The sequence below is a fragment of the Pseudoduganella sp. HUAS MS19 genome (assembly GCF_053615455.1).
In genome coordinates this window covers 2,375,157-2,394,958 of the sequence record NZ_CM132133.1, presented here as the reverse complement: position 1 = coordinate 2,394,958, position 19,802 = coordinate 2,375,157, and the positions used below count along the sequence as shown (strand labels likewise).

General features: G+C 63.7%; 14 protein-coding genes and 1 other RNA gene. 4 read left to right on the top strand and 11 right to left on the bottom strand.

The genetic code is table 11. The annotated features are described in order from the left end of the window. Positions 1 to 22 precede the first annotated feature (22 nt). From ACWBU6_RS10960 to ACWBU6_RS10940, 5 genes are all read right to left on the bottom strand, one after another. Positions 23 to 820: a substrate-binding periplasmic protein gene (locus ACWBU6_RS10960; RefSeq protein WP_452648821.1), complete on the bottom strand. Its 798-nt coding sequence runs from the start codon at positions 818 to 820 to the stop codon at positions 23 to 25. Positions 821 to 822: 2 nt separating this feature from the next. After that, a complete protein-coding gene (locus tag ACWBU6_RS10955) occupies positions 823 to 2,880 on the bottom strand; it encodes a putative bifunctional diguanylate cyclase/phosphodiesterase (RefSeq protein WP_452648820.1) in 2,058 nt (685 codons plus the stop codon). A gap of 2 nt (positions 2,881 to 2,882) precedes the next feature. Continuing rightward, on the bottom strand, positions 2,883 to 4,046 hold the full coding sequence (locus ACWBU6_RS10950; RefSeq protein WP_452648819.1) for an HDOD domain-containing protein: 1,164 nt from the start codon (positions 4,044 to 4,046) through the stop codon (positions 2,883 to 2,885). A gap of 204 nt (positions 4,047 to 4,250) precedes the next feature. After that, positions 4,251 to 4,868 (bottom strand): response regulator, encoded by a 618-nt coding sequence (locus ACWBU6_RS10945; protein WP_452648818.1) that lies wholly within the window; start codon positions 4,866 to 4,868, stop codon positions 4,251 to 4,253. Next, a complete protein-coding gene (locus ACWBU6_RS10940; RefSeq protein ID WP_452648817.1) occupies positions 4,865 to 6,226 on the bottom strand; it encodes a cache domain-containing protein in 1,362 nt (453 codons plus the stop codon). Before ACWBU6_RS10940 ends, ACWBU6_RS10945 begins: the two co-directional genes overlap by 4 nt. A gap of 129 nt (positions 6,227 to 6,355) precedes the next feature. Between ACWBU6_RS10940 and ACWBU6_RS10935 the strand changes: the two genes are divergently transcribed. From ACWBU6_RS10935 to ACWBU6_RS10920, 4 genes are all read left to right on the top strand, one after another. Next, complete coding sequence (locus ACWBU6_RS10935; protein WP_452648816.1) at positions 6,356 to 8,416, top strand: carbon starvation CstA family protein; 2,061 nt, start codon at positions 6,356 to 6,358, stop codon at positions 8,414 to 8,416. 4 nt (positions 8,417 to 8,420) lie between these two features. Beyond that, positions 8,421 to 8,621: a YbdD/YjiX family protein gene (locus ACWBU6_RS10930; protein WP_452648815.1), complete on the top strand. Its 201-nt coding sequence runs from the start codon at positions 8,421 to 8,423 to the stop codon at positions 8,619 to 8,621. A gap of 178 nt (positions 8,622 to 8,799) precedes the next feature. Further along, positions 8,800 to 11,769, top strand: a complete 2,970-nt coding sequence (locus ACWBU6_RS10925; RefSeq protein WP_452648814.1) for a response regulator — start codon at positions 8,800 to 8,802, stop codon at positions 11,767 to 11,769. Between the two features lie 4 nt (positions 11,770 to 11,773). Further along, positions 11,774 to 13,861, top strand: a complete 2,088-nt coding sequence (locus ACWBU6_RS10920) for a putative bifunctional diguanylate cyclase/phosphodiesterase (RefSeq protein ID WP_452648813.1) — start codon at positions 11,774 to 11,776, stop codon at positions 13,859 to 13,861. On the opposite strand, the gene recR is transcribed toward ACWBU6_RS10920, so the two are convergent. The 6 genes from recR to ubiD form a co-directional block, all read right to left on the bottom strand. Then, positions 13,841 to 14,431, bottom strand: coding sequence for a recombination mediator RecR (gene recR / locus ACWBU6_RS10915; protein WP_452648812.1), 591 nt, complete (start codon positions 14,429 to 14,431; stop codon positions 13,841 to 13,843). The two genes, ACWBU6_RS10920 and recR, sit on opposite strands and share 21 nt — an antisense overlap. A 4-nt stretch (positions 14,432 to 14,435) precedes the next feature. Further along, positions 14,436 to 14,726, bottom strand: a complete 291-nt coding sequence (locus tag ACWBU6_RS10910; RefSeq protein ID WP_452648811.1) for a YciI family protein — start codon at positions 14,724 to 14,726, stop codon at positions 14,436 to 14,438. A 9-nt stretch (positions 14,727 to 14,735) separates the two neighbouring features. Continuing rightward, a complete protein-coding gene (locus ACWBU6_RS10905) occupies positions 14,736 to 15,062 on the bottom strand; it encodes a YbaB/EbfC family nucleoid-associated protein (RefSeq protein WP_130313213.1) in 327 nt (108 codons plus the stop codon). A 36-nt stretch (positions 15,063 to 15,098) separates the two neighbouring features. Next, positions 15,099 to 17,666, bottom strand: a complete 2,568-nt coding sequence (dnaX, locus tag ACWBU6_RS10900; RefSeq protein ID WP_452648810.1) for a DNA polymerase III subunit gamma/tau — start codon at positions 17,664 to 17,666, stop codon at positions 15,099 to 15,101. Positions 17,667 to 17,778: 112 nt separating this feature from the next. Further along, positions 17,779 to 17,877: signal recognition particle sRNA small type (gene ffs, locus ACWBU6_RS10895), an RNA gene on the bottom strand. A 16-nt stretch (positions 17,878 to 17,893) separates the two neighbouring features. Further along, positions 17,894 to 19,378: a 4-hydroxy-3-polyprenylbenzoate decarboxylase gene (gene ubiD / locus ACWBU6_RS10890; RefSeq protein WP_452648809.1), complete on the bottom strand. Its 1,485-nt coding sequence runs from the start codon at positions 19,376 to 19,378 to the stop codon at positions 17,894 to 17,896. Positions 19,379 to 19,802: the final 424 nt, after the last annotated feature.

The window sequence follows — 19,802 nt, the reverse complement described above, 5'->3', positions numbered from 1 at the left end:
GGACAGCTTCGTGCCGCGCTAGCTAACAAGGCTTGGGCTTGACGGCGGCGAACTGGCAGTCGAGCGGCCGGAAAAATTCGCGCGAGGTGCCATAGGACTTGTTGTAGCGCTCGAAGATGCGGTCGATTTCTCCGGATTTGTACAGCGCGGCGACGCCGCGCTCAAAGCTGTCACGCTGTTCTCCGGTACGGAATACGAACCAGTATTCGTTCGGCTTGCCGAGGATATCGTGGTAGACGAGGTCGAAGTCGCCGTCGCGCAGGTAGGACTGGCGATTCAGGTAGTAATTGAAAATATCCCGCTGCGAGATCACCACATCCACCTGCCTCAGCACAAGCAGCGGTGACTGCAGCGTCATCGGCTCCGCGTAGCGCGGGTTACCTCGCACCGCATCGCGATAGGAAGCGCCCAGCATGCGGCTGGCGCCGTTGAAGGCAGTCACACGGTAACGGGACAGGTCAGCCACCGAATCGAGGCGCGGCAAGTCCGCGCGGCGGGTGATCGCCATATTATGGAAGCTGGTCACCGGCCAGCGGCTGATCACGCCGCCAGATGCCATCGAGGGCTTGCCGCTGGTGGCAACGTCGACCAGGCCGCTGCGCAGCGCATCTTCGGTGCGCTTCATCGGCAGGTAGAAGAATTCGGCGCTGACGCCCTGGGTTGCCATTGCCTGGCGCAGCACGTCAACCAGCAAGCCGCTCTGGCGGTCCGGCATGACGAAGGGGGCGATGTCGTCCTGCAGACCGAACTTGATGCGCGCCGGCTCTGCCGCCTGCGTCGGGCAAGAAACCAGCAGTGCCAGGGCGGCGGCGCGGAACATGGTCAGCCGGCGGCAGCAACGGGTTCTGACGGTGCCCAGTTCCGCAGCAGCGCGTGCTCGAACTCCAGGGCTGGCAAGGGGCGCGAAAACAGGTAGCCCTGCACTTCGTCGCAGCCGGAATCCTTGAGAAAGGCCAGTTGCTCAGGGGTTTCCACCCCCTCTGCGATGACCTTGTGGTTCAGTTGCTGCGCGATGCTGATGATGGTGCTGGCAATGGCGCAGTCGTTGGTGTCGACCGGAATCCCGGTGGTGAACGAGCGGTCGATCTTCAGCGTGTCGATCGGGAAGCGCTTAAGGTAGGACAGGCTGGAATAGCCCGTGCCGAAATCGTCCAGCGACAGTGTAATGCCGGCCGCCGTCAGGCGATCCATGATGCCGATCACGCGCTCGATATTGTGCATCAGGGTGGACTCGGTGATTTCCAGCTCCAGCCACGATGGTTCGAGGCCGTAGCGCTGCAGCGTTTCCATCACGCGGCCAGGCAGCGCTGAGGTGAACTCGCGCGCCGACACGTTGACCGCCAGGCGCACCGGCGGCAGGCCCTTTTCCTTCCAGGCCTGCGCCTGCGCGCAAGCCGCCTCCAGCACCCATTCGCCGACTTGCACCACCAGGCCGGTAGCTTCCGCCAGCGGGATGAACTCGGCCGGCGGCACCAGGCCGCGCTCGGGATGCTTCCAGCGCACCAGCGCTTCGGCGCCGATGATCTTCCCGCTGCTGATTTCAAACTTGGGCTGGTAGTGCAGCAGCAGCTGGCCGTTGCCCAGCGCCTGGCGCAGGCCCGATTCGATGCGCATGCGTTCCTGCATGCCCTTGTTCATGTCCTGGCTGTAGAAAGCGATATGTTCGCCGTCCGTCGACGCGTTCTGCTTGGCGCGGTACATGGCGATATCGGCCAGCCGCAGCAGGGTTTCCGCATCATTACCGTCCTGCGGGTAGACACTGATGCCGATCGAAGCGCTGACGCGCAGGTCGTGGCCATCGATCAGGAAAGGTTCGTTCAGCGCAGAGAGCAGCTTGTTGGCCACCATGCTCGATTCGTAATGCTGGTGGATGTCGAACAGGCCGACCGCGAATTCGTCGCCGGACAGGCGTGCCACCACGTCCTGGTCGCGCAGGGCGAGGCGGAAACGCTGCGACACTTCGCGCAGCAGCGCGTCGCCGACGGCACGGCCCAGCGTGTCGTTAATCTGCTTGAAGCGGTTCAGGTCGATGAACATGACACAGCCGTCCGCCTTGCTGCGCTGGGCGACGGTCATGGCCTGGTCGACCAGCTTGGTCAACAGCGAACGATTCGGCAGGCTGGTCAGGGCGTCGTAGTAGGCCAGGTGGTGGATGCGCTCTTCCGCCTGCTTGCGTTCCGTGATGTCGGTCAGGTAGGCGATCAGGCCGATCGAACGGTCTTCCATATCGCAAAGCTGCGACAGCGACAGGCTGGCCCAGAATACTTCGCCGTTCTTTTTCCTGCGGCGCACTTCCATCAGGCGGCCACCCTGCTCCAGGAATTCGTCACCCAGGCTTTCGTCTTCGTCGTCGTAGAGGAAGATGATGTTGCGGCCGACCGCCTCCACCGCCGAATAGCCGAACAGACGCTCGGCGCCCTTGTTCCAGCTTGTGATGAAGCCGTTCAGGTCCATGGTCAGCACCGATTCGTGGATCTGGTCCAGTATTTGTGTCTGGTGCTGCAGGCGCGCTTCCACTTGCACATAGGCGTGGGTGGTGCGCTGCGCTATCGAATGAACCTGCAGCACGCTGCCTGCCAGGCTGGCCAGGCTGGCCAGGTTCTGCCGGCTGGTTTCAGTGTAGCTGTCGAGGCCGGAAACTTCAAAGCGGCCGAAATACTGCTGGTCATACTGGATCAGTTGCGACAGGCCGCGCTCCCAGCCGGGCAAGCCGGTGGCCGGGGTCACATCGCGCGGCACAAAACGGCCGTGCGGGCTGCCGGTGACTTCCCGCGCCACGCGGCCCAGCTCCTCCACCAGCGCGGGGCCGCGCAAGCGCAGCACCGCGTCGCACACGGCGGCACTGCTGGCAAGGAAGTTGGCAACCGGTGGCGCAGGCATGCTTATACGTTCCTGCTGACCTGCAGCGCCCAATGGTAGGCCTGCAACAGGCTGCGCCAGTAGGTTTCGTTGTCGATGCCGATGTCGCGCAGTACGCTCGCCTGCGGTTCATGCATTTCCACCAGCGCCAGCATCTCGCCCAGGTTGCCGCTGCGGTCGAGCAGGGCGGCTACCACGTCCAGGTCCAGGTTCAGGGCCGAGACGATGTCGATCATCGGCATGGCCAGCAGCACGTCGAGCAGCGAGAACACGCCGGCCAGGAAAGCCTGGTCCTGCTCATCGCGTTCGCCCCCGCGCAGCTTGCACAGCGCTTCCATCTGCGCTGCGCGCAGGGCAGCCAGCGGCAACAACGTATTCGCCTGGCCGTCCGCATGCTGGCGCGCATACAGCAATAGCTGCAGCCAGCGCTGCAGCTGGCGGCGTCCCAACAGGTTGATGGCCTGGCCGAAGTTGTGGATCGGGTGGCTGTTCGGTGCGAAGGCGGCCGAATTCACCAGCTTGAGCAGCTGGAACGACAGCGCCGGGTCTTGCTTTAGCAGGGTCTCCAGCTCGCGCGAATCGGCGTCCTGGGCCAGCAGGCCAAGCAAGGCAAGCAGGCGTTTGCGGCTGGTGCCATCGCCCTGCCCCGCGTCATGCTCCGGCACCCTTGGCAGTTCGCAGCGGAACAGGGTGAAGCCGGCTTTGCGGCATGCGTCGGCGCCGAGCGCATCCGCATTGCGCGCCAGGTGCGGGCCGGCCAGCGACATCATCGAGATCGCTGCCGGCAGCGCATCGGCGCAATCGGCATCAAGGCCGCGGATGCCCGCCTGGGCAACGGCGATGCCTGCATCGCCATCGACCAGCAGGCGCAGGCCGCGGTCGGCCAACTGCTTGCAGCGCTGTTGCACCGCGCCGTCGGCCAGCAGGGCGGCGGGCACGGTGAAGACGATGCGTTCGAGCGGCAGGCCATCGAGCTGGCCGGGATCGAGTGCGAGCGGATCGGCGAGGGGAATGAAGTAATCGAGCGAACCCAGTTCTTCCGATTCCGGGCAGCACAGGAGCGCTTGCAGGGCGGGCAGCGAGGCCGCTACCGGCATTTGAAATGCCAGTCCTGCCCAATGGTCTTGGGTATCCAGGACAGGCTTGATGCCCACCAGCGGAAACGAATTCGGGTCTGACGCAAACATCGGAATCTCGGTGTGGCAACGCTAACAATGGTAAATGGTCTATTAATGTAAAGCAACCATTGAGCGCGCGCGGACACCCTGTGTTACAAGACTCGGCGAGTCTAACAGAAATTGCCCAAAATTCAGCTTTTTAGTGGTAGAGGAGGCAATCGAATTGTCGATTTTGTATCAGTAAATATACATTACCGATTATTTTACTAATCTCTATTTATCGAATTGGGCGTGTTGTACGGCAAACTTGATCAATTCCGCCTGGCCTTCGATGCCAAGCTTGCGTTTGATGTTGAGCCGATGGGTTTCCACCGTGCGCACGCTGAGGTCCAGTTCGCGCGCAATATGCTTGTTCGATTCGCCATTGGCAAGGTGGCGCAGCACCTCCGCCTCGCGGCTGGTGAGCTGGTTGTCCTGCGCCATGGGCTTGGCCAGTTGCTGCGCCAGGTTGGCGCTGTAGTAAATGCCGCCGGCCATCACCGTTTCGATGGCGACCACGATATCCTTGCCGGGCGCGTCCTTCAGCACGTAGCCGCGGGCGCCGGCCTGGATGGCCTGCGTCACGTATTCCAGCTTGTCGTGCATCGACAGGATCAGCACCGCAATCGCAGGGAACTGGCGTTTGAACAGGGCGGTGGCTTCAATGCCGTTGGTGCCGCGCATATTGATGTCCATCAGGACCAGGTCGGGGCCATATAGGCGCGCGGCTTCCAGCGCTTCTGCCGCGCTGCCTGCCTCGCCTACCACTTCGAACTGCGCCATCGCTTCCAGCCGCGCGCGCAGGCCGTCGCGCACGAGGGGGTGGTCGTCTACCAACAGAATCCTGGTCATTGCTTGCCCTTATTGTCTACACGCGCCAGCACCGTGGTGCCGGCCGGCGAGGAGGCGATGCGGAACTGGCCGCCGATCGCTTCCATGCGCTCCATCATATTCCGTAATCCGATGCCGCGCTTCGGATGCCCGGCGATGCCCTCCGCATCGAAGCCACTGCCATTGTCGGCAATGCGCAGCGTGACGCCCTCGGCATCGCCTTCGAGGCTGATATCGACGCTGCTGGCGCCGGCATGCCGCTCGATATTGGTCAGCGCTTCCTGCGCAATGCGAAACAGCACCGTGTTGGCCACGTCCGGCAGGAGGTCGGTGCAGCCGGTGGCGCTGAAGGTCACGTCGGCGCCCATATGCACGCGGAACTCGGCGGCCAGGTGGTCGAGCGCGGCGCCCAAGCCCAGGTCGTCCAGGATGGCCGGACGCAGGTTGTGCGAAATGCGGCGCACTTCGCCCAGCACATTATTCAACTGTTCCGCCGTGTGCTCGAACGCTGCCCTGGCCTTGTCCTGCTGCGCGGGATTGCCAAGGCGGATGATGCCGGCCTCGATCTGCAGCTTGATCGACACCAGCCACTGGCTGATGCCGTCATGCAGGTCGCGCGACAGGCGCGCCCTCTCCTCTTCCTGCGATTCGACCACGCGCTGCGCCAGCACCTTGAGCTTGGCGTCGGCCACGCGGTATTCGCGGATATTCAGCGCCAGGCCGGATACGCCAACGGCCACCAGCGCCATCGCGGCAATGGCTGCCATCCACAGCAGGGTGTTGCGGATATTGCCGCGCTGCTGGGCGTCGACCTTGGCCAGCGCCGCGTCGACGTCATCGAGATAGATGCCGGTGCCCAGCATCCAGCCCCATTCGGGCAGCGGAATCACATAGCCCAGCTTGGGCGCCGGCTTGTGGGTGGAGGGCTTGACCCAGTTGTAGCGCTCCAGTCCTCCCCCTTCGCGCGCGCGCGCCAGCAGGCGCTGGATGGTGGGGTTGCCTTCCTGGTCTTTGAGCATGAACAGGTTCTGGCCCACCAGCTCCGGCTGGCGCGGATGCATCAGTGAATTGCCCTGCATGTCATAGACGAAGAAATAACCGTCATCGCCGAAACTGAGGGTGGACAGGATGCGTTTCGCTTCATCCAGCGTGGCCGGGTCCGTGCGCCCGGATTTGACCAGGTGGGCAATCGAATGGTTGGCCAGCGTGACGTAGTGTTTGAGCTCCGCTTCCTTGCTGGCCAGGTAGGCCTGCTGGATGGTGTCGCGCTGCTGGCTGGCAAGCGTGGTCGCCTGGTAGCGCACCGCGATGGCGATCGCGCACAAGGCCAGGATCAGTGGCGCAATGGCCAGGAACAGGAACTTTTGCCGCAGCTTCATGCGGCGATTGTAAGCCCGCTGCCGGGCACTTGTCCTACGTAGTTATACGGACGGTGTTTGCGTAGTGGTGCGCTTGTGACAGATATTCAATTCCTGAATACTGGCCATTCATCCTTGGAGGAGACCCCGATGAATCCCGTTATGAAGAAACTTGGCTGGGCAGCGATGTCCGTGCTGGGTGCCAGCGCCCTGGGCGTGATTGCACTCAAGCGCGGCGAGCCTGTCAGCGCCATCTGGCTGGTGATTGCAGCCGTCTGCGTGTACCTGATCGCGTACCGCTTCTACAGCCTGTTCATTGCCAAAAACGTCATGGGCCTGGAGGCTGACCGCCTGACCCCGGCCCATAAATACAACGATGGCCTGGACTACGTACCGACCAATAAGAACGTGCTGTTCGGCCACCACTTCGCCGCGATTGCCGGCGCCGGCCCGCTGGTCGGCCCCGTGCTGGCGGCACAAATGGGCTACCTGCCCGGCATGCTGTGGATCCTGGCCGGCGTGGTGTTTGCCGGCGCCGTGCAGGACTTCATGGTGCTGTTCATTTCGACGCGCCGCGACGGCCGCTCGCTCGGTGACCTGATCAAGTCCGAACTGGGCCCGGTGCCGGGCAATATCGCGCTGCTGGGCACCTTCATGATCATGGTGATCATCCTGGCCGTGCTGGCGCTGATCGTGGTGAAAGCACTGGCGCACTCGCCCTGGGGCTCCTTCACCGTGATGGCCACGATCCCGATCGCGCTGTTCATGGGCGTCTATTCGCGCTACATCCGCGTGGGCCGCGTCGGCGAAGTCTCGCTGATCGGCTTCGTGCTGCTGATGCTGGCGATCTTCGGCGGCCAGTGGGTGCAGGAAAACCCTGCCCTGGCGCCGATGTTCACCTACTCCGGCACCGAACTGACCTGGATGCTGATCGGCTACGGCTTCATCGCCTCCGTGCTGCCGGTATGGCTGCTGCTGGCGCCGCGCGACTACCTGTCGACCTTCCTGAAGATCGGCACCATTGTCGGCCTGGCGCTGGGCATCGTAATCGTCTCGCCGATGCTGCAAATGCCTGCGCTGACCAGGTTCATCGACGGCACCGGCCCTGTGTGGTCCGGCAACCTGTTCCCCTTCCTGTTCATCACCATCGCTTGCGGTGCCGTGTCCGGCTTCCACGCGCTGATCTCGTCCGGCACCACGCCGAAGATGATCGAGAACGAAACCCATGCCCGCTTCATCGGCTACGGCGCGATGCTGATGGAGTCCTTCGTCGCCATCATGGCACTGATCGCCGCTTCGACCATCGAACCGGGCGTGTACTTCGCGATGAACAGCCCGGCCGCCCTGCTCGGCACCACCGCCGAATCGGCCGCGAAAGCCATCTCGCAATGGGGTTTCTACGTTACGCCTGAAATGCTGACCCAGACCGCCAAGGACGTGGGCGAATCGACCATCATTTCCCGCGCCGGCGGCGCCCCGACCCTGGCGGTGGGTATGGCGCATATCCTGTCGAACGTCATCGGCGGCAAGGCCATGATGGCGTTCTGGTACCACTTCGCGATCCTGTTCGAAGCGCTGTTCATCCTGACCGCCGTCGATGCCGGCACCCGCGCCGGCCGCTTCATGCTGCAGGATTTGCTGGGCTCCTTCTCGCCGGCGCTGAAGCGCACCGACTCCGTGTTCGCCAGCCTGCTGGCCACCGGCCTGTGCGTGGCGGCCTGGGGCTACTTCCTGTACCAGGGCGTGGTCGATCCGCTGGGCGGCATCAACACCCTGTGGCCGCTGTTTGGCATCGCCAACCAGATGCTGGCCGCCGTGGCGCTGATCCTGGCAACCTGCGTGCTGTTCAAGATGAAGCGCGCCAGGTACGCCTGGGTCACTATCGTGCCCACCGTCTGGCTGCTGCTGTGCACCCTGACCGCCGGCTGGCAGAAGATATTCGACGCCAATCCGAAGATCGGCTTCATGGCCCACGCCGCGAAGTACCAGGCCGCACTGGCCGAAGGCAAGGTGCTGGCGCCGGCCAAGTCGATCGAACAGATGCAGCAGGTGATCTTCAACGACTACCTCGATGCAGGCCTGGCGGCCTTCTTCATGATCGTCGTGGTCAGCGTGCTGGTATTCGGCGCGCGCACCGCACTGGCAGCCTGGAACGCCAGCCGCCCGACCCATAACGAAAGCCCTGCCCAGTACGCGGCGGCGGCCAAGTAAGACCATGCTGGGCGAAATCGTCAAGGCAGGCCGCTACCTGGGACAGAGCGTGCGGCTGATGTGCGGCCTGCCGGAATACGACACCTACGTCGCCCATCGCGAGAGCACCCACCCGGGTGAGCCCGTGATGAGCTACGAGGAATTCTTCCGCGAACGGCAGGAAGCGCGCTACGGCGGCGCCGGCAAGCGAGGCGGCTGCTGCTAGCAATGTCCACCTTGGGGTCAGGAACGAAAATGGACATTTCGTTACAGAATTTGTCCACTTGGGTTCCTGACCCCGAACTGGACATTTTTGCTAGCGACTGGAAGTTAGAGCCAGATCAAAGTGTCGAAATTCTTAGCATTTATTCTTTGCCCGATGGAATCGTCCTTCGGCGGCGAAAATGCTCAACTTCGAACGGTCCGGCTTAAGCCAGAAACTGACCATCATCTCGGTGCTCACCACCGGCAGCGCCCTGCTGCTGGTGTTCGTGGCATTCGCCGTCGCGTCCATCCTTTCCCACACCAGCGGGGAGCGCAAGCAGCTTACCTCCCTGGCTGACGTCATCGGCGCCAACAGCGTCGCTTCCCTGCTCTACGCCGACCGGCCCACGGCCGAACAGGCCCTGGCCGCGCTGGCGGTCAAGGGCGATATCACGCGCGCTGCCCTGTTCGACCGGAACGGCAAACTGTTCGCCTCCTATCCGGCCCTGCGCGAACTGGCACCCGCGGCACTCGATTCGCTGCGCCTGCGGCAACTGGCGTCGGGCGAACTGGCCGAGCGTGATGGCCCGCCATGGGCGCCGCTGTTACGGCTCTACCGGCCGGTGCGGGTGCGCCAGCATGTCATCGGGGCGGTGATGATCGAGGCCGGGCAAGCCTCGCTGTGGCTGGGCATCCTGCGCAACCTTGGCATTACGGCGGCCGCCACCGGTTGCTCGTTCGGGCTGGCGCTGGTGCTGTCGGCGCGCTTTCGCGAAGGCATTGCGGCGCCCATAGCGCAATTGATCGCGGCGGCGGACAAGGTGAGCAGCAGCCAAACCTACGCCCAGGTGCAGCACCAGCGCAGCGATGAACTGGGGACGCTGATCGACAGCTTCAACGGCATGCTGGCGCAGATCGAGAGCCGCGACACCAAACTGGCACAATACCGTGGCGAGCTGGAACGACAAGTCAGTATCCGCACGGCGCAACTGGAGAAGGCCAAGGACGCTGCGGAAGCGGCCAGCCAGGCCAAGAGCGCTTTCCTGGCCAATATGTCGCATGAAATCCGCACGCCGATGAACGGCGTGCTGGGGATGGCTGAACTGCTGGCCGCCACCGAACTCACCGAAACCCAGCGCCATTACACCAGCATGGTACGGCGTTCGGGCGAGCACCTGCTGGTGATCATTAACGACATCCTTGATTTCTCCAAGGTGGAAGCGGGCAAGCTGACCGTCGAATACATCAACTTCAACCTGCGCGAGCTGCTGGACGATATCGAGAACGTGTTTGCGCCGCAGGCCCAGGCCAAGGGCATCGAGATGGAATTCGCGGTGGCACACAATATTCCGCTGGCGATCTGCGGCGATCCGAACCGGCTGCGGCAAGTGATCGTCAACCTGCTGGGCAATGCGGTCAAGTTCACCGACCAGGGCCGGATCAAGGTCGCGGTCCGGGTGGCTGAGGAAGATGCGCAGTCGGCGCGCCTGCGCATTGAGGTGCACGATACCGGTATCGGCGTCTCGCGCGAAGCACGGGCCCACATCTTCGACTCCTTTTCGCAGGGCGACGGCTCGACTACCCGCAAACACGGCGGCACGGGGCTGGGGCTGGCCATTTCCAAGCAACTGGTGGAGCTGATGGGCGGCGCGATCGGCGTCGACAACGCACTGGGGCGCGGCGCGGTGTTCTGGTTCACCGTGCAATTTGACAAGCGGCGCGTGGATGCGGACGATGCGGGCTTCCAGCAGAAACCCACCAAGGGCTTGCGCGCACTGGTGGTCGACCGCCAGGCCGAGAGCGCGCTGGCGCTGCAACGGCTGCTGGCACGCTGGCATTTGCAGGTCAGCTGCGCGCCCAGCGCGGCCGATGCCTTGCGCGAGCTGCACACGGCCGCCGCACGCGGCAGGCCCTACGATGTGGCCCTGCTGGATATGGGACTGGACGATATCGGCGGGCTTGCGCTGGCGGCCGAGATCAAGTCCGACCCCGATATAGCGCCGGTGCGCCTGATCTTGCTTTCCTCTGAACGCAATGCCGCGGACCAGGTGCAGCGCCGCGCTGCCGGCGTGGCATTCCAGCTCATTAAGCCGGTACGCGAGCCCGACCTGTACGACTGCATCGTGACGCCGGTGCGCGCCACCGAAGGCGTGGGGGCTGCCGCGCTGGCCGGCGCATCGCCGGCGCAGGCGTCGCCGCGCCCGCGTCCTGGCCAGCGACCGCGCGCCCTGCTGGCGGAAGATAATCCCGTCAACGTGGAGGTGGCGTCGGCCATGCTGCGTGGCCTGGGCATGGAAGTGGCCTGCGCTGCCAACGGCGAAGAGGCGCTGGCCGCCGTTCGGGCAGGCGACTATGACCTGGTGCTGATGGACTGCATGATGCCGGTGATGGACGGCATGGCCGCAACTGCCGAAATCCGCCGTCTGGAGCAGCAGCGCGGCCGCGCGCGCACCACGCCGATCGTTGCCATCACGGCCAACGCGCTGCAAGGGGATCGCGAGCGCTGCCTGGCGGCGGGCATGGACGATTACATCAGCAAGCCCTTCTCGCAGCAGGCGCTGGCCGACACGCTTGGCCGCTGGATAGCCCTGCCACGTCCAACGCGGGCACCCGATGCGCCAGCCGCCCACGCCGCCGCCCCGCATACCGCAGCGACAGGTCACCACAGCCCTGCCAGTGCGATATCCCGCGCTCTCGCTGTGCGCGCCGCGTCGGGCCAGGCGCCGCAGGCAAGCGCTCAGGGCATCGGCAAGGCGCCCACCCCTCCTGCATTCGGCCCGGCCGATGCAGGCTTGGTTCCGGCAGCTGCGCAAGCGGCGGCCATCAATCCACTGGCGCTGGACGCCATCCGTGCACTCAGTGCGGAACAAGGGGAGCTACTGGTGCAGCGCGTGCTTACCACCTTCCTGCAAGACACACCGCGCCAACTCGCAGCATTGCACGAAGCGGTCGCACAAAGCGACCCAGGCACCATGCGCAAGACCGCCCACAGCCTGAAATCCAGCAGCGCCAACGTCGGCGCCGATCGGCTGGCCAGGCTGTTCAGGGACCTGGAACAAATGGCCCGCGCCGGGCAGACCGACGGTGCGAAAGAGCTGATTGCGCAACTGGAGCGTGAATTCCAGTCAGTCCGGCTTTCGCTCAGCCTCATCCTGCCGAAGGGAGCATGAAATCATGGCAGCGCTCTATTCCCCCAAACGCGGCACCGTGCTGGTGGCGGATGACGACCCTGTCATGCGCCTGTTGATGCTGGAGATGCTGGCCCAGGTCGGGCTCGACGCAGTGGAAGCGAGCGACGGCCGCGCAGCCGTGGCAAGCTTTCGCGACAACGCGCCGGATCTGGTCCTGCTCGACGTCGATATGCCGCTGCTGGACGGTTTTTCGGTCTGCCGCGCCATCCGCAAGCTGGAAAGCTCGTCCCACGTTCCCGTCATCATGGTCACCGGCGGCGACGACCTGGAAGCCGTCACGCAAGCCTACGAAGCCGGCGCCACCGACTTCGTCTCCAAGCCCATCAACTGGCCAATTCTCGGCCACCGCGTGCTGTACGTGCTGCGCGCCAGCGACGCCATCGCCCGCCTGCGCATTGCCGACGCCCATAACCGAGCCGTGCTGGCGGCTATTCCCGACACGTTCTTTCGCCTCAGTGCCGACGGCTACTACCTCGATTACGAAGAAGGCCATGAGCCCGGCGCCGATTTCGCCAGCCGCGAATGCGTGGGACGGCACATCCGCGACGTGCTGCCCGCGCCAATCGCAAGCCGCATGCTGGACCAGTTGTCGGCAGTGCTGCATTCCGTTTCCGTGCACTCGGTCGATTACGAATTGACGCGCGACGGCGTCAGCCACCATTTTGAAGCGCGCCTGGTCGGCACCGCATCCGGCGAAGTCCTGGGACTGGTACGCGATATCAGTGAGCGCAAACGCACCGAGGAGCAGATCCGCAAGCTGGCCTACTGCGACAGCCTGACCGGCATCCCCAACCGGCAGGCCTTCCTCGAAACCCTTGAGCGCGAGCTGGAACGCTCGCAACGCGAACAACGCAAGTTCGCCATCCTGTTCATGGACCTGGATTCCTTCAAGCGCATCAACGATACGCTTGGCCACAACATCGGCGACCTGCTGCTGCAGATCGTCACCGAGCGCCTGCGCGAGACCATCCGTCCAGGCGATCACCTGTGCAGCCTGGCGCGCTTGGGCGGCGACGAGTTCACCATCCTGCTACCGGACATCGAACGGGTGGACGACGCATTGGCCGTGGCGCATCGGGTCAAGGACGCCATGCGCCGGCCTTTCAACCTGGACGGCCATGAAATCTTCGTCACTGCCAGCATCGGCATTTCGCTTTATCCGGAAGACGGCGAAGACTGCACCTCGCTGCTCAAGTTCGCTGACACGGCCATGTACCACGCCAAGAACTGCGGCAAGAACAACGCCAAGCTATACAGCTCCTCGCTGACGATGCAGATCATGAGCCACGTCAAGCTGGAAGTCGGCTTGCGCAAGGCCTTGCAGAACAACGAGCTATACCTGCTGTACCAACCGCAGGTGGACGTGCCCACCACCCGTATCGTCGGCGTGGAGGCGTTGATACGTTGGCGCCATCCCGAACACGGCATCATCCCGCCCACGGAGTTCATCCCGCTGGCGGAGGAAACCGGTCTGATTGTGCCGATCGGCGAATGGGTACTGCGTACCGCCTGCAACCAGGCCCGCGCCTGGCAGCGCGAATGCGAGCAGCCGGTGCGCATGGCAGTCAACCTCTCAGCACGCCAGTTCAAGGACGAAAACCTGGCGCAGATCGTGCTGTCCGTGCTGCAGGACACCGGCCTCGACCCCAGCCTGCTGGAGCTGGAACTGACCGAAGGCACCTTGATGGATAATGCCCTCGCCACGCTGGCCACGCTGGAACAGTTGCGCGGCATCGGTGTGTTCCTGTCGATCGACGATTTCGGTACCGGCTATTCGTCCATGAGCTACCTGAAACGCTTTGACGTGCGAGCGCTGAAGATCGACAAGAGCTTCATCAGCGGCCTGCCGCAAGACAGCGAGAATGCCGCCATTACACGCGCCATCATCGCCATGGCGCACGGCCTGAAGATGATCGTGGTAGCGGAAGGCGTGGAAACGCCCGAACAACTCGACTTGCTGAAGCACTACGGCTGCGACATGGCGCAGGGCTACCTGCTCGGCCGCCCCGTCCCGCAGGATGCCATCAGCCGGATGCTGGCGTGCGCGGGATCAGGTGCTGCGGCGGTCTAACATGGCGCGGGCGATGGTGCCGGCATCGACATATTCGAGTTCGCCGCCGACCGGCACGCCGCGCGCCAAGCGGGTCACGGCCAGGCCGCGGGCTTTCAGCATTTCGCTGATGTAGTGGGCCGTCGCTTCGCCTTCGTTGGTGAAGTTCGTCGCCAGCACCACCTCCTCCACCACGCCATCGGCGGCTCGCGCCAGCAGCTTTTCGAGATGGATGTCTTTCGGGCCGATGCCGTCCAGCGGCGATAGACGGCCCATCAGCACAAAGTACAGGCCCTTGTAAGTCAGCGTGGATTCGATCATGGCCTGGTCGGCCGGCGTTTCGACTACGCACAGCTGGCGCCTGTCGCGCGACTCGTCGGCGCAGGTGTCGCAGATGTCGGTCTCGGTGAAGGTATTGCACAGCGCGCAGTGGTGCACCTGCTCCACCGCTTGGTACAGGGCGCGCGACAGCATGGCGGCGCCTTCGCGGTCATGCTGCAACAGGTGAAAAGCCATGCGCTGGGCCGATTTGGGTCCGACACCAGGCAATCGGCGCAGCGCCTCCGTCAAAAATTCAAAGGACTTCGCCATTGGATCAGGATTGCTTGAAGGCGCTCAGGAAATCGGCCGTCTTGGTAGGCACGAACTCGGTGATCGTGTAGCTGACGGCACCCGCTTCGTTGAACGGGTCCAGCTCGATCACCGCCTCGATATCGGCCCGGCTGTCGGCCGTGGCAAGGATGATGCCGCCAGTGCGCGGCACCAGGCGTCCAGACATCAGGAACATACCGTTGGCATATTGCTCGCGCAGGTACTCGCTGTGCGCCGCGAGGAGCTTGTCGATCTCCTCGGCCGGTTTCAGGTACGTGAGCGTGATGATGAACATGATGGTGGTTTAGAACGGCATCTTGAAGCCAGGCGGCAGCGGCAGGCCGGCGGTCAGGCCGCTCATTTTTTCAGAAGCGGTCGCTTCGGCTTTGCGCACGGCGTCGTTGAAGGCGGCGGCTACCAAGTCTTCCAGCATGTCCTTGTCGTCGCCCAGCAGCGACGGGTCGATCGATACGCGCTTCACGTCGTTCTTGCAGGTCATGACGACCTTTACCATGCCGGCGCCGGCCTGGCCTTCAACTTCGATCAGGGCCAGCGCTTCCTGCGCCTTTTTCATGTTGTCCTGCATGGCTTGCGCTTGCTTCATCAGGCCGGCCAGTTGGTTCTTCATCATGGTGTGGTTCTCCGTATTTCGGTGTTGAGTATTGGTTCAGTGCGCTGGCGTCATCGGCGCCACGATCGAGCCGGGCACGACGAAGGCGCCGAAGTCGCGCACCATTGCTTTGATAAATGGATCGGCCGCCACTGCTTCTTCGGCCGCACGCTGGCAGTTGTCGCGATGGACCTGGGCTTCGACGCTGGTGGTGTACCAGGCCTTGCCGATTTCGGTCTCGACGCGAGCCGCACGGCCGAAGCGTTCGGTCAGTGCGGAGGTCAGTTTTTCCACGTTGGCCGGCGTAGCCCAGGTTTCGATCGGGCAGCGGATGCGGAACACGGCCATATTGCCGTCGAAGGCGCAGCTTACCAGTTCGGCCTGGGTGGCCAGTTGCTGCGCCACGCCGCGCAGCGGCAGGTGGGCGGCCAGCGCCGGCCAGTTGCCGTCCCAGCCCAGTTCAGGAACCGGCGTGATGACGTATTCGTATGGCGCCTTGGCTGGCGCGGCAGCGCGCTGCTGCGGCGCCGCCTGCGACATCCCGGAAATATGCTCGGCGCCGGCCGGCACTGCGGAGTCTTCGGAGAAGTCGGTTACCCAGGGTGGCAGGTCGTCCTCTTCCGCTTGCTGCGTTACCGGCGCAGCGCGGCGCTGCTGTACTTGCTGCGGAGCTTCCATTACGGTGGCGCCGCCACCCTGCTCGTCCCAGGGCGCGCCGGTTTGCGCGGCTGCTGCGTTGGGGGCCGGATCGTCTTCCCAGGGTGCTGGACGCGATACGGTTGGCGCGGCAGGCGCCTGGTATTGTGCCGGTGCCGGCGCGGACGGCATTGCGGCGCGCGGCGCCGCGGCAGGTATCGCCTGGGCAGCGGCGGCCGGTGCAGGCGCGGACACGTCTGGCTGTGCTGCCGCCGGACGTGCCGGCGCCGCGGCGCGCTGGCCGGTACGGGCAGCGGCTGCGGCGCGCGCGGCTTCCAATGCCGCGGTGATGGCCATCTTCGCTGGGCTCATCGGGCGGCTGTCGGCTGCAGGCGCCGGCTGCGGCGCCGGTGCGGCGGCTTGGGCCGGTGCAGCTGCAGGCGCGGAAGCTGGCGAAACGGCGGCAGTCGAACCGGTTTGCGGCGCAGGCGCCGGTGCGCTGACGGCCGGTGCGGAACCGTGAGGCACGGCGGCTGGTGCGCCGGCGGCTGGCGCAGAGACTTGCGGCGCAGCGACCGGCGCACCGGCGGCATTGGCAGGTGCTTGCGGTGCAGCGGAAGCCGGCGCTCCGGCTGGAACGCTGGCCAGGTGCGATGCACTGGCGGCGTTGGCAGCGGCAGCGGTTGCGGATGCGACTTGCTGGACCGGCGGTGCAGGCGGCACGGCCGGTGCAGCGGCAGCAGGCGCCGGCTGGCCGACCGGAACACTCATGCGGTCAGCCGTTGCGGCACTGGCCGCCATGGCCGCTGCGGCAGCCGCACGGGCCGGATTCGCGCCGGCCGGACGCGCCGCTACAGGGGCGCTGGCCGGTTGGCCATCTGCCCCGCCGATACCGGGCCGAAAGGCAAGCATGCGTAACAGGGTCATGGAGAAGCCGGCATATTCATCCGGCGCCAGCCCCAGCTCATTGCGTCCGTGCACGGCAATCTGGTAATACAGCTGCACTTCCTCCGCATCGAACAGCGAAGCGAGTCGCACGATATCGTTATACTCAGGCAGGTCCGCAGGTACCGCGGAAGGCACGGTCTGCGCCAGCGCGATCCGGTGCAGCAAGGTGCCCAGATCCTGCAAGGCGCCGTTGTAGGACAGTGAGCGTGTCGCCATTTCATCGGCAACCGCCATCAGGTCCGCGCCATCCTTGTTGGCCAGCGCGTCCAGCAGGCGCACCAGGTAGGACTGGTCCAACGCACCCAGCATGCCCTGTACCGCATCCAACGTCACGGCACCGGCCGCATAGGCAATCGCCTGGTCGGTCAGCGACAAGGCATCGCGCATCGAACCGTGCGCGCCCTGCGCCAGCAGGCGCAAGGCCGGCTGCTCGAACACCACGTTTTCCTGGCCCAGGATATTTTCCAGGTGGCCGACGATATGGCCCGGCGGCATCTGCTTCAGGTTGAACTGCAGGCAGCGCGACAGCACGGTGACGGGAATCTTTTGCGGATCGGTAGTCGCCAGGATGAACTTGATATGCTCCGGCGGTTCCTCCAGCGTCTTCAGCATCGCGTTAAAGGCGTGGTTGGTCAACATGTGCACCTCGTCGATCATATAGACCTTGAAGCGCGCATTGGACGGTGCGTACACCGCCTGCTCCAGCAACTGCGCCATTTCATCGACACCGCGGTTGGACGCCGCGTCCATCTCCACGTAATCGACAAAGCGGCCGCCATCGATCGCGGTACAAGCCTCGCACACGCCACACGGGGTGGCCGTGATACCGCCGTTGCCGTCCGGGCCGACGCAGTTGAGCGACTTGGCCAGGATTCGGGATAGCGTCGTCTTGCCGACACCGCGCGTCCCGGTAAACAGGTAGGCGTGGTGCAGGCGCCCGGTATGCAACGCGTGGGTCAGCGCACGGACAACGTGCTCCTGGCCGACTAGCGTTTCAAAGTTCCGGGGACGGTATTTGCGAGCGAGGACTTGATAGGACATGTGCGCGATTTTACCGTAGATAGCGTACGCTGAGGACAAGATTGCACGCTTGCCTTTTGCGCAACAAACAGGCAATAAAAAAGCTGCCAGTGGCAGCTTTTCATGAATTCAAAGAGGCGAGCCTGATCTGCGGCACTTGCGGTGAACAGCTTTGGCTGCTTCGTTCCCGACCTGACCAGGTTAACCGTGCCACAATGCGCAGGGGCCCGCCCGGGCGCAATTATAGGCTATAAACCTAGCTGCTGCCAAATATCATCGACACGGGCTTTCACCTCGGGCGTCATGGCGATCGTCGTGCCCCACTCCCGGCTGGTTTCACCCGGCCATTTATTGGTGGCGTCAATGCCCATCTTGCTGCCCAGGCCGCTGACCGGCGATGCAAAGTCGAGATAGTCGATCGGCGTATTGTCGACCAGCGTGGTGTCGCGGGTCGGGTCAACCCGGGTCGTTATCGCCCAGATCACCTCCTTCCAGTCGCGGATGTTTACGTCCTCGTCCACCACGATAATGAACTTGGTATACATGAACTGGCGCAGGAAGCTCCACACGCCGAACATCACGCGCTTGGCGTGGCCGGCGTACTGCTTGCGGATCTGCACCACCGCCATGCGGTAGCTGCAGCCTTCCGGCGGCAAGTAAAAGTCGGTGATTTCGCTGAACTGCTTCTGCAGCAGCGGCACGAACACCTCGTTCAGCGCCACGCCCAGCACGGCCGGCTCATCCGGCGGCTTGCCGGTATAGGTAGAGTGGTAAATCGGGTCGCGCCGCATGGTGATGCGGTCGATGGTGAAGACCGGGAACCAGTCCTGCTCATTGTAATAACCGGTATGGTCGCCGTACGGCCCTTCGAGGCCATGCTCGTAGCCGGACGGATGGTTCTGGTCCGGGTAGATATGCCCCTCCAGCACGATCTCCGCCGAAGCGGGGACGCGCAGTTCGCTGCCGATCGCCTTGACCAGCTCGGTGCGGCTGCCGCGCAGCAGGCCTGCGAACTGGTATTCCGACAGGCTGTCCGGCACCGGCGTCACGGCGCCGAGGATGGTCGCCGGATCGGCGCCGAGCGCCACGCAAACCGGATAAGGCTGGCCCGGATTCCTGATGCAATGCTCGCGGAAATCGAGCGCGCCGCCGCGATGCGCCAGCCAGCGCATGATCACCTTGTTGCGCTCCACTACCTGCTGGCGATAGATGCCCAGGTTCTGGCGCTTCTTGTTCGGGCCCTTGGTGATAACAAGACCCCATGTAATCAAGGGCGCCACGTCGCCCGGCCAGCAATGCTGGATCGGCAGGCGGCCCAGGTCCACATCGTTGCCTTCCCAGACGATCTCCTGGCAAGGCGCGCCGCGCATTTCTCTGGGCGACATGTCCCACACCGCTTTTACCAGGGAGCCCAGGCCCATCAAGTCCTTGAAGCCTTTAGGCGGCTCGGGTTCCTTCAGCTGCGCCAGCACGTGGCCGATCTTGCGCAGCTCGCCGACATCGTCCGCCCCCATGCCCAGCGCCACGCGGCGCGGGGTGCCGAACAGGTTGCCCAGCACCGGCATGTCGAAACCGGCCGGCTTCTCGAACAGGATCGCCGGCCCGCCGGCGCGCAGGGTGCGGTCGCAGACCTCCGTCATTTCGAGGTGTGGTGAAACAGGCAAGCTTGTGCGCTTAAGTTCGCCAATGCCTTGCAACTGGGAAATAAAATCTCGAAGATCGCGGTATTTCATACTTTTTACGATTTTTTTGCTCCGGACGAGCCGTCTGAGCACTTTTAGTCAAGCCGTTGATTTTATTGGTTTTTGTCAATGTGTTCACGAGAAAATCATACTCAAAAGTAATAAAGAACGGAAGTGTTAGTATTGACTAGATATAATACGCCTCCTACAATTTGACCTACCTGATGAGGACATGGCCTATATGCCAACTAAGTTGTCACTCATTACATTCACGGAGCATCCGGGCTCCACAGACATTTTAAGGAGTGTTTTTCACGAGGCGTCTGCCTCCCTCCCGGAACAAGTTGTGTTGCAACTGGCCCAACAAAATCGCCAGCTTTAGCAAACAATGATGGCGTCCAGTCCCGTGCGACCTGTGCGGCGGTGGACGAAGATAACACTGATGTAACGACTATGGCACGTCGAGTTGACCGCG

Coding starts and splice junctions, on each gene's coding strand:
- ACWBU6_RS10960 (WP_452648821.1), bottom strand. CDS start 820: ATGTTCCGCGCCGCCGCCCTGGCACTGCTGGTTTCTTGCCCGACGCAG.
- ACWBU6_RS10955 (WP_452648820.1), bottom strand. CDS start 2,880: ATGCCTGCGCCACCGGTTGCCAACTTCCTTGCCAGCAGTGCCGCCGTG.
- ACWBU6_RS10950 (WP_452648819.1), bottom strand. CDS start 4,046: ATGTTTGCGTCAGACCCGAATTCGTTTCCGCTGGTGGGCATCAAGCCT.
- ACWBU6_RS10945 (WP_452648818.1), bottom strand. CDS start 4,868: ATGACCAGGATTCTGTTGGTAGACGACCACCCCCTCGTGCGCGACGGC.
- ACWBU6_RS10940 (WP_452648817.1), bottom strand. CDS start 6,226: ATGAAGCTGCGGCAAAAGTTCCTGTTCCTGGCCATTGCGCCACTGATC.
- ACWBU6_RS10935 (WP_452648816.1), top strand. CDS start 6,356: ATGAATCCCGTTATGAAGAAACTTGGCTGGGCAGCGATGTCCGTGCTG.
- ACWBU6_RS10930 (WP_452648815.1), top strand. CDS start 8,421: ATGCTGGGCGAAATCGTCAAGGCAGGCCGCTACCTGGGACAGAGCGTG.
- ACWBU6_RS10925 (WP_452648814.1), top strand. CDS start 8,800: ATGCTCAACTTCGAACGGTCCGGCTTAAGCCAGAAACTGACCATCATC.
- ACWBU6_RS10920 (WP_452648813.1), top strand. CDS start 11,774: ATGGCAGCGCTCTATTCCCCCAAACGCGGCACCGTGCTGGTGGCGGAT.
- recR (WP_452648812.1), bottom strand. CDS start 14,431: ATGGCGAAGTCCTTTGAATTTTTGACGGAGGCGCTGCGCCGATTGCCT.
- ACWBU6_RS10910 (WP_452648811.1), bottom strand. CDS start 14,726: ATGTTCATCATCACGCTCACGTACCTGAAACCGGCCGAGGAGATCGAC.
- ACWBU6_RS10905 (WP_130313213.1), bottom strand. CDS start 15,062: ATGATGAAGAACCAACTGGCCGGCCTGATGAAGCAAGCGCAAGCCATG.
- dnaX (WP_452648810.1), bottom strand. CDS start 17,666: ATGTCCTATCAAGTCCTCGCTCGCAAATACCGTCCCCGGAACTTTGAA.
- ubiD (WP_452648809.1), bottom strand. CDS start 19,378: ATGAAATACCGCGATCTTCGAGATTTTATTTCCCAGTTGCAAGGCATT.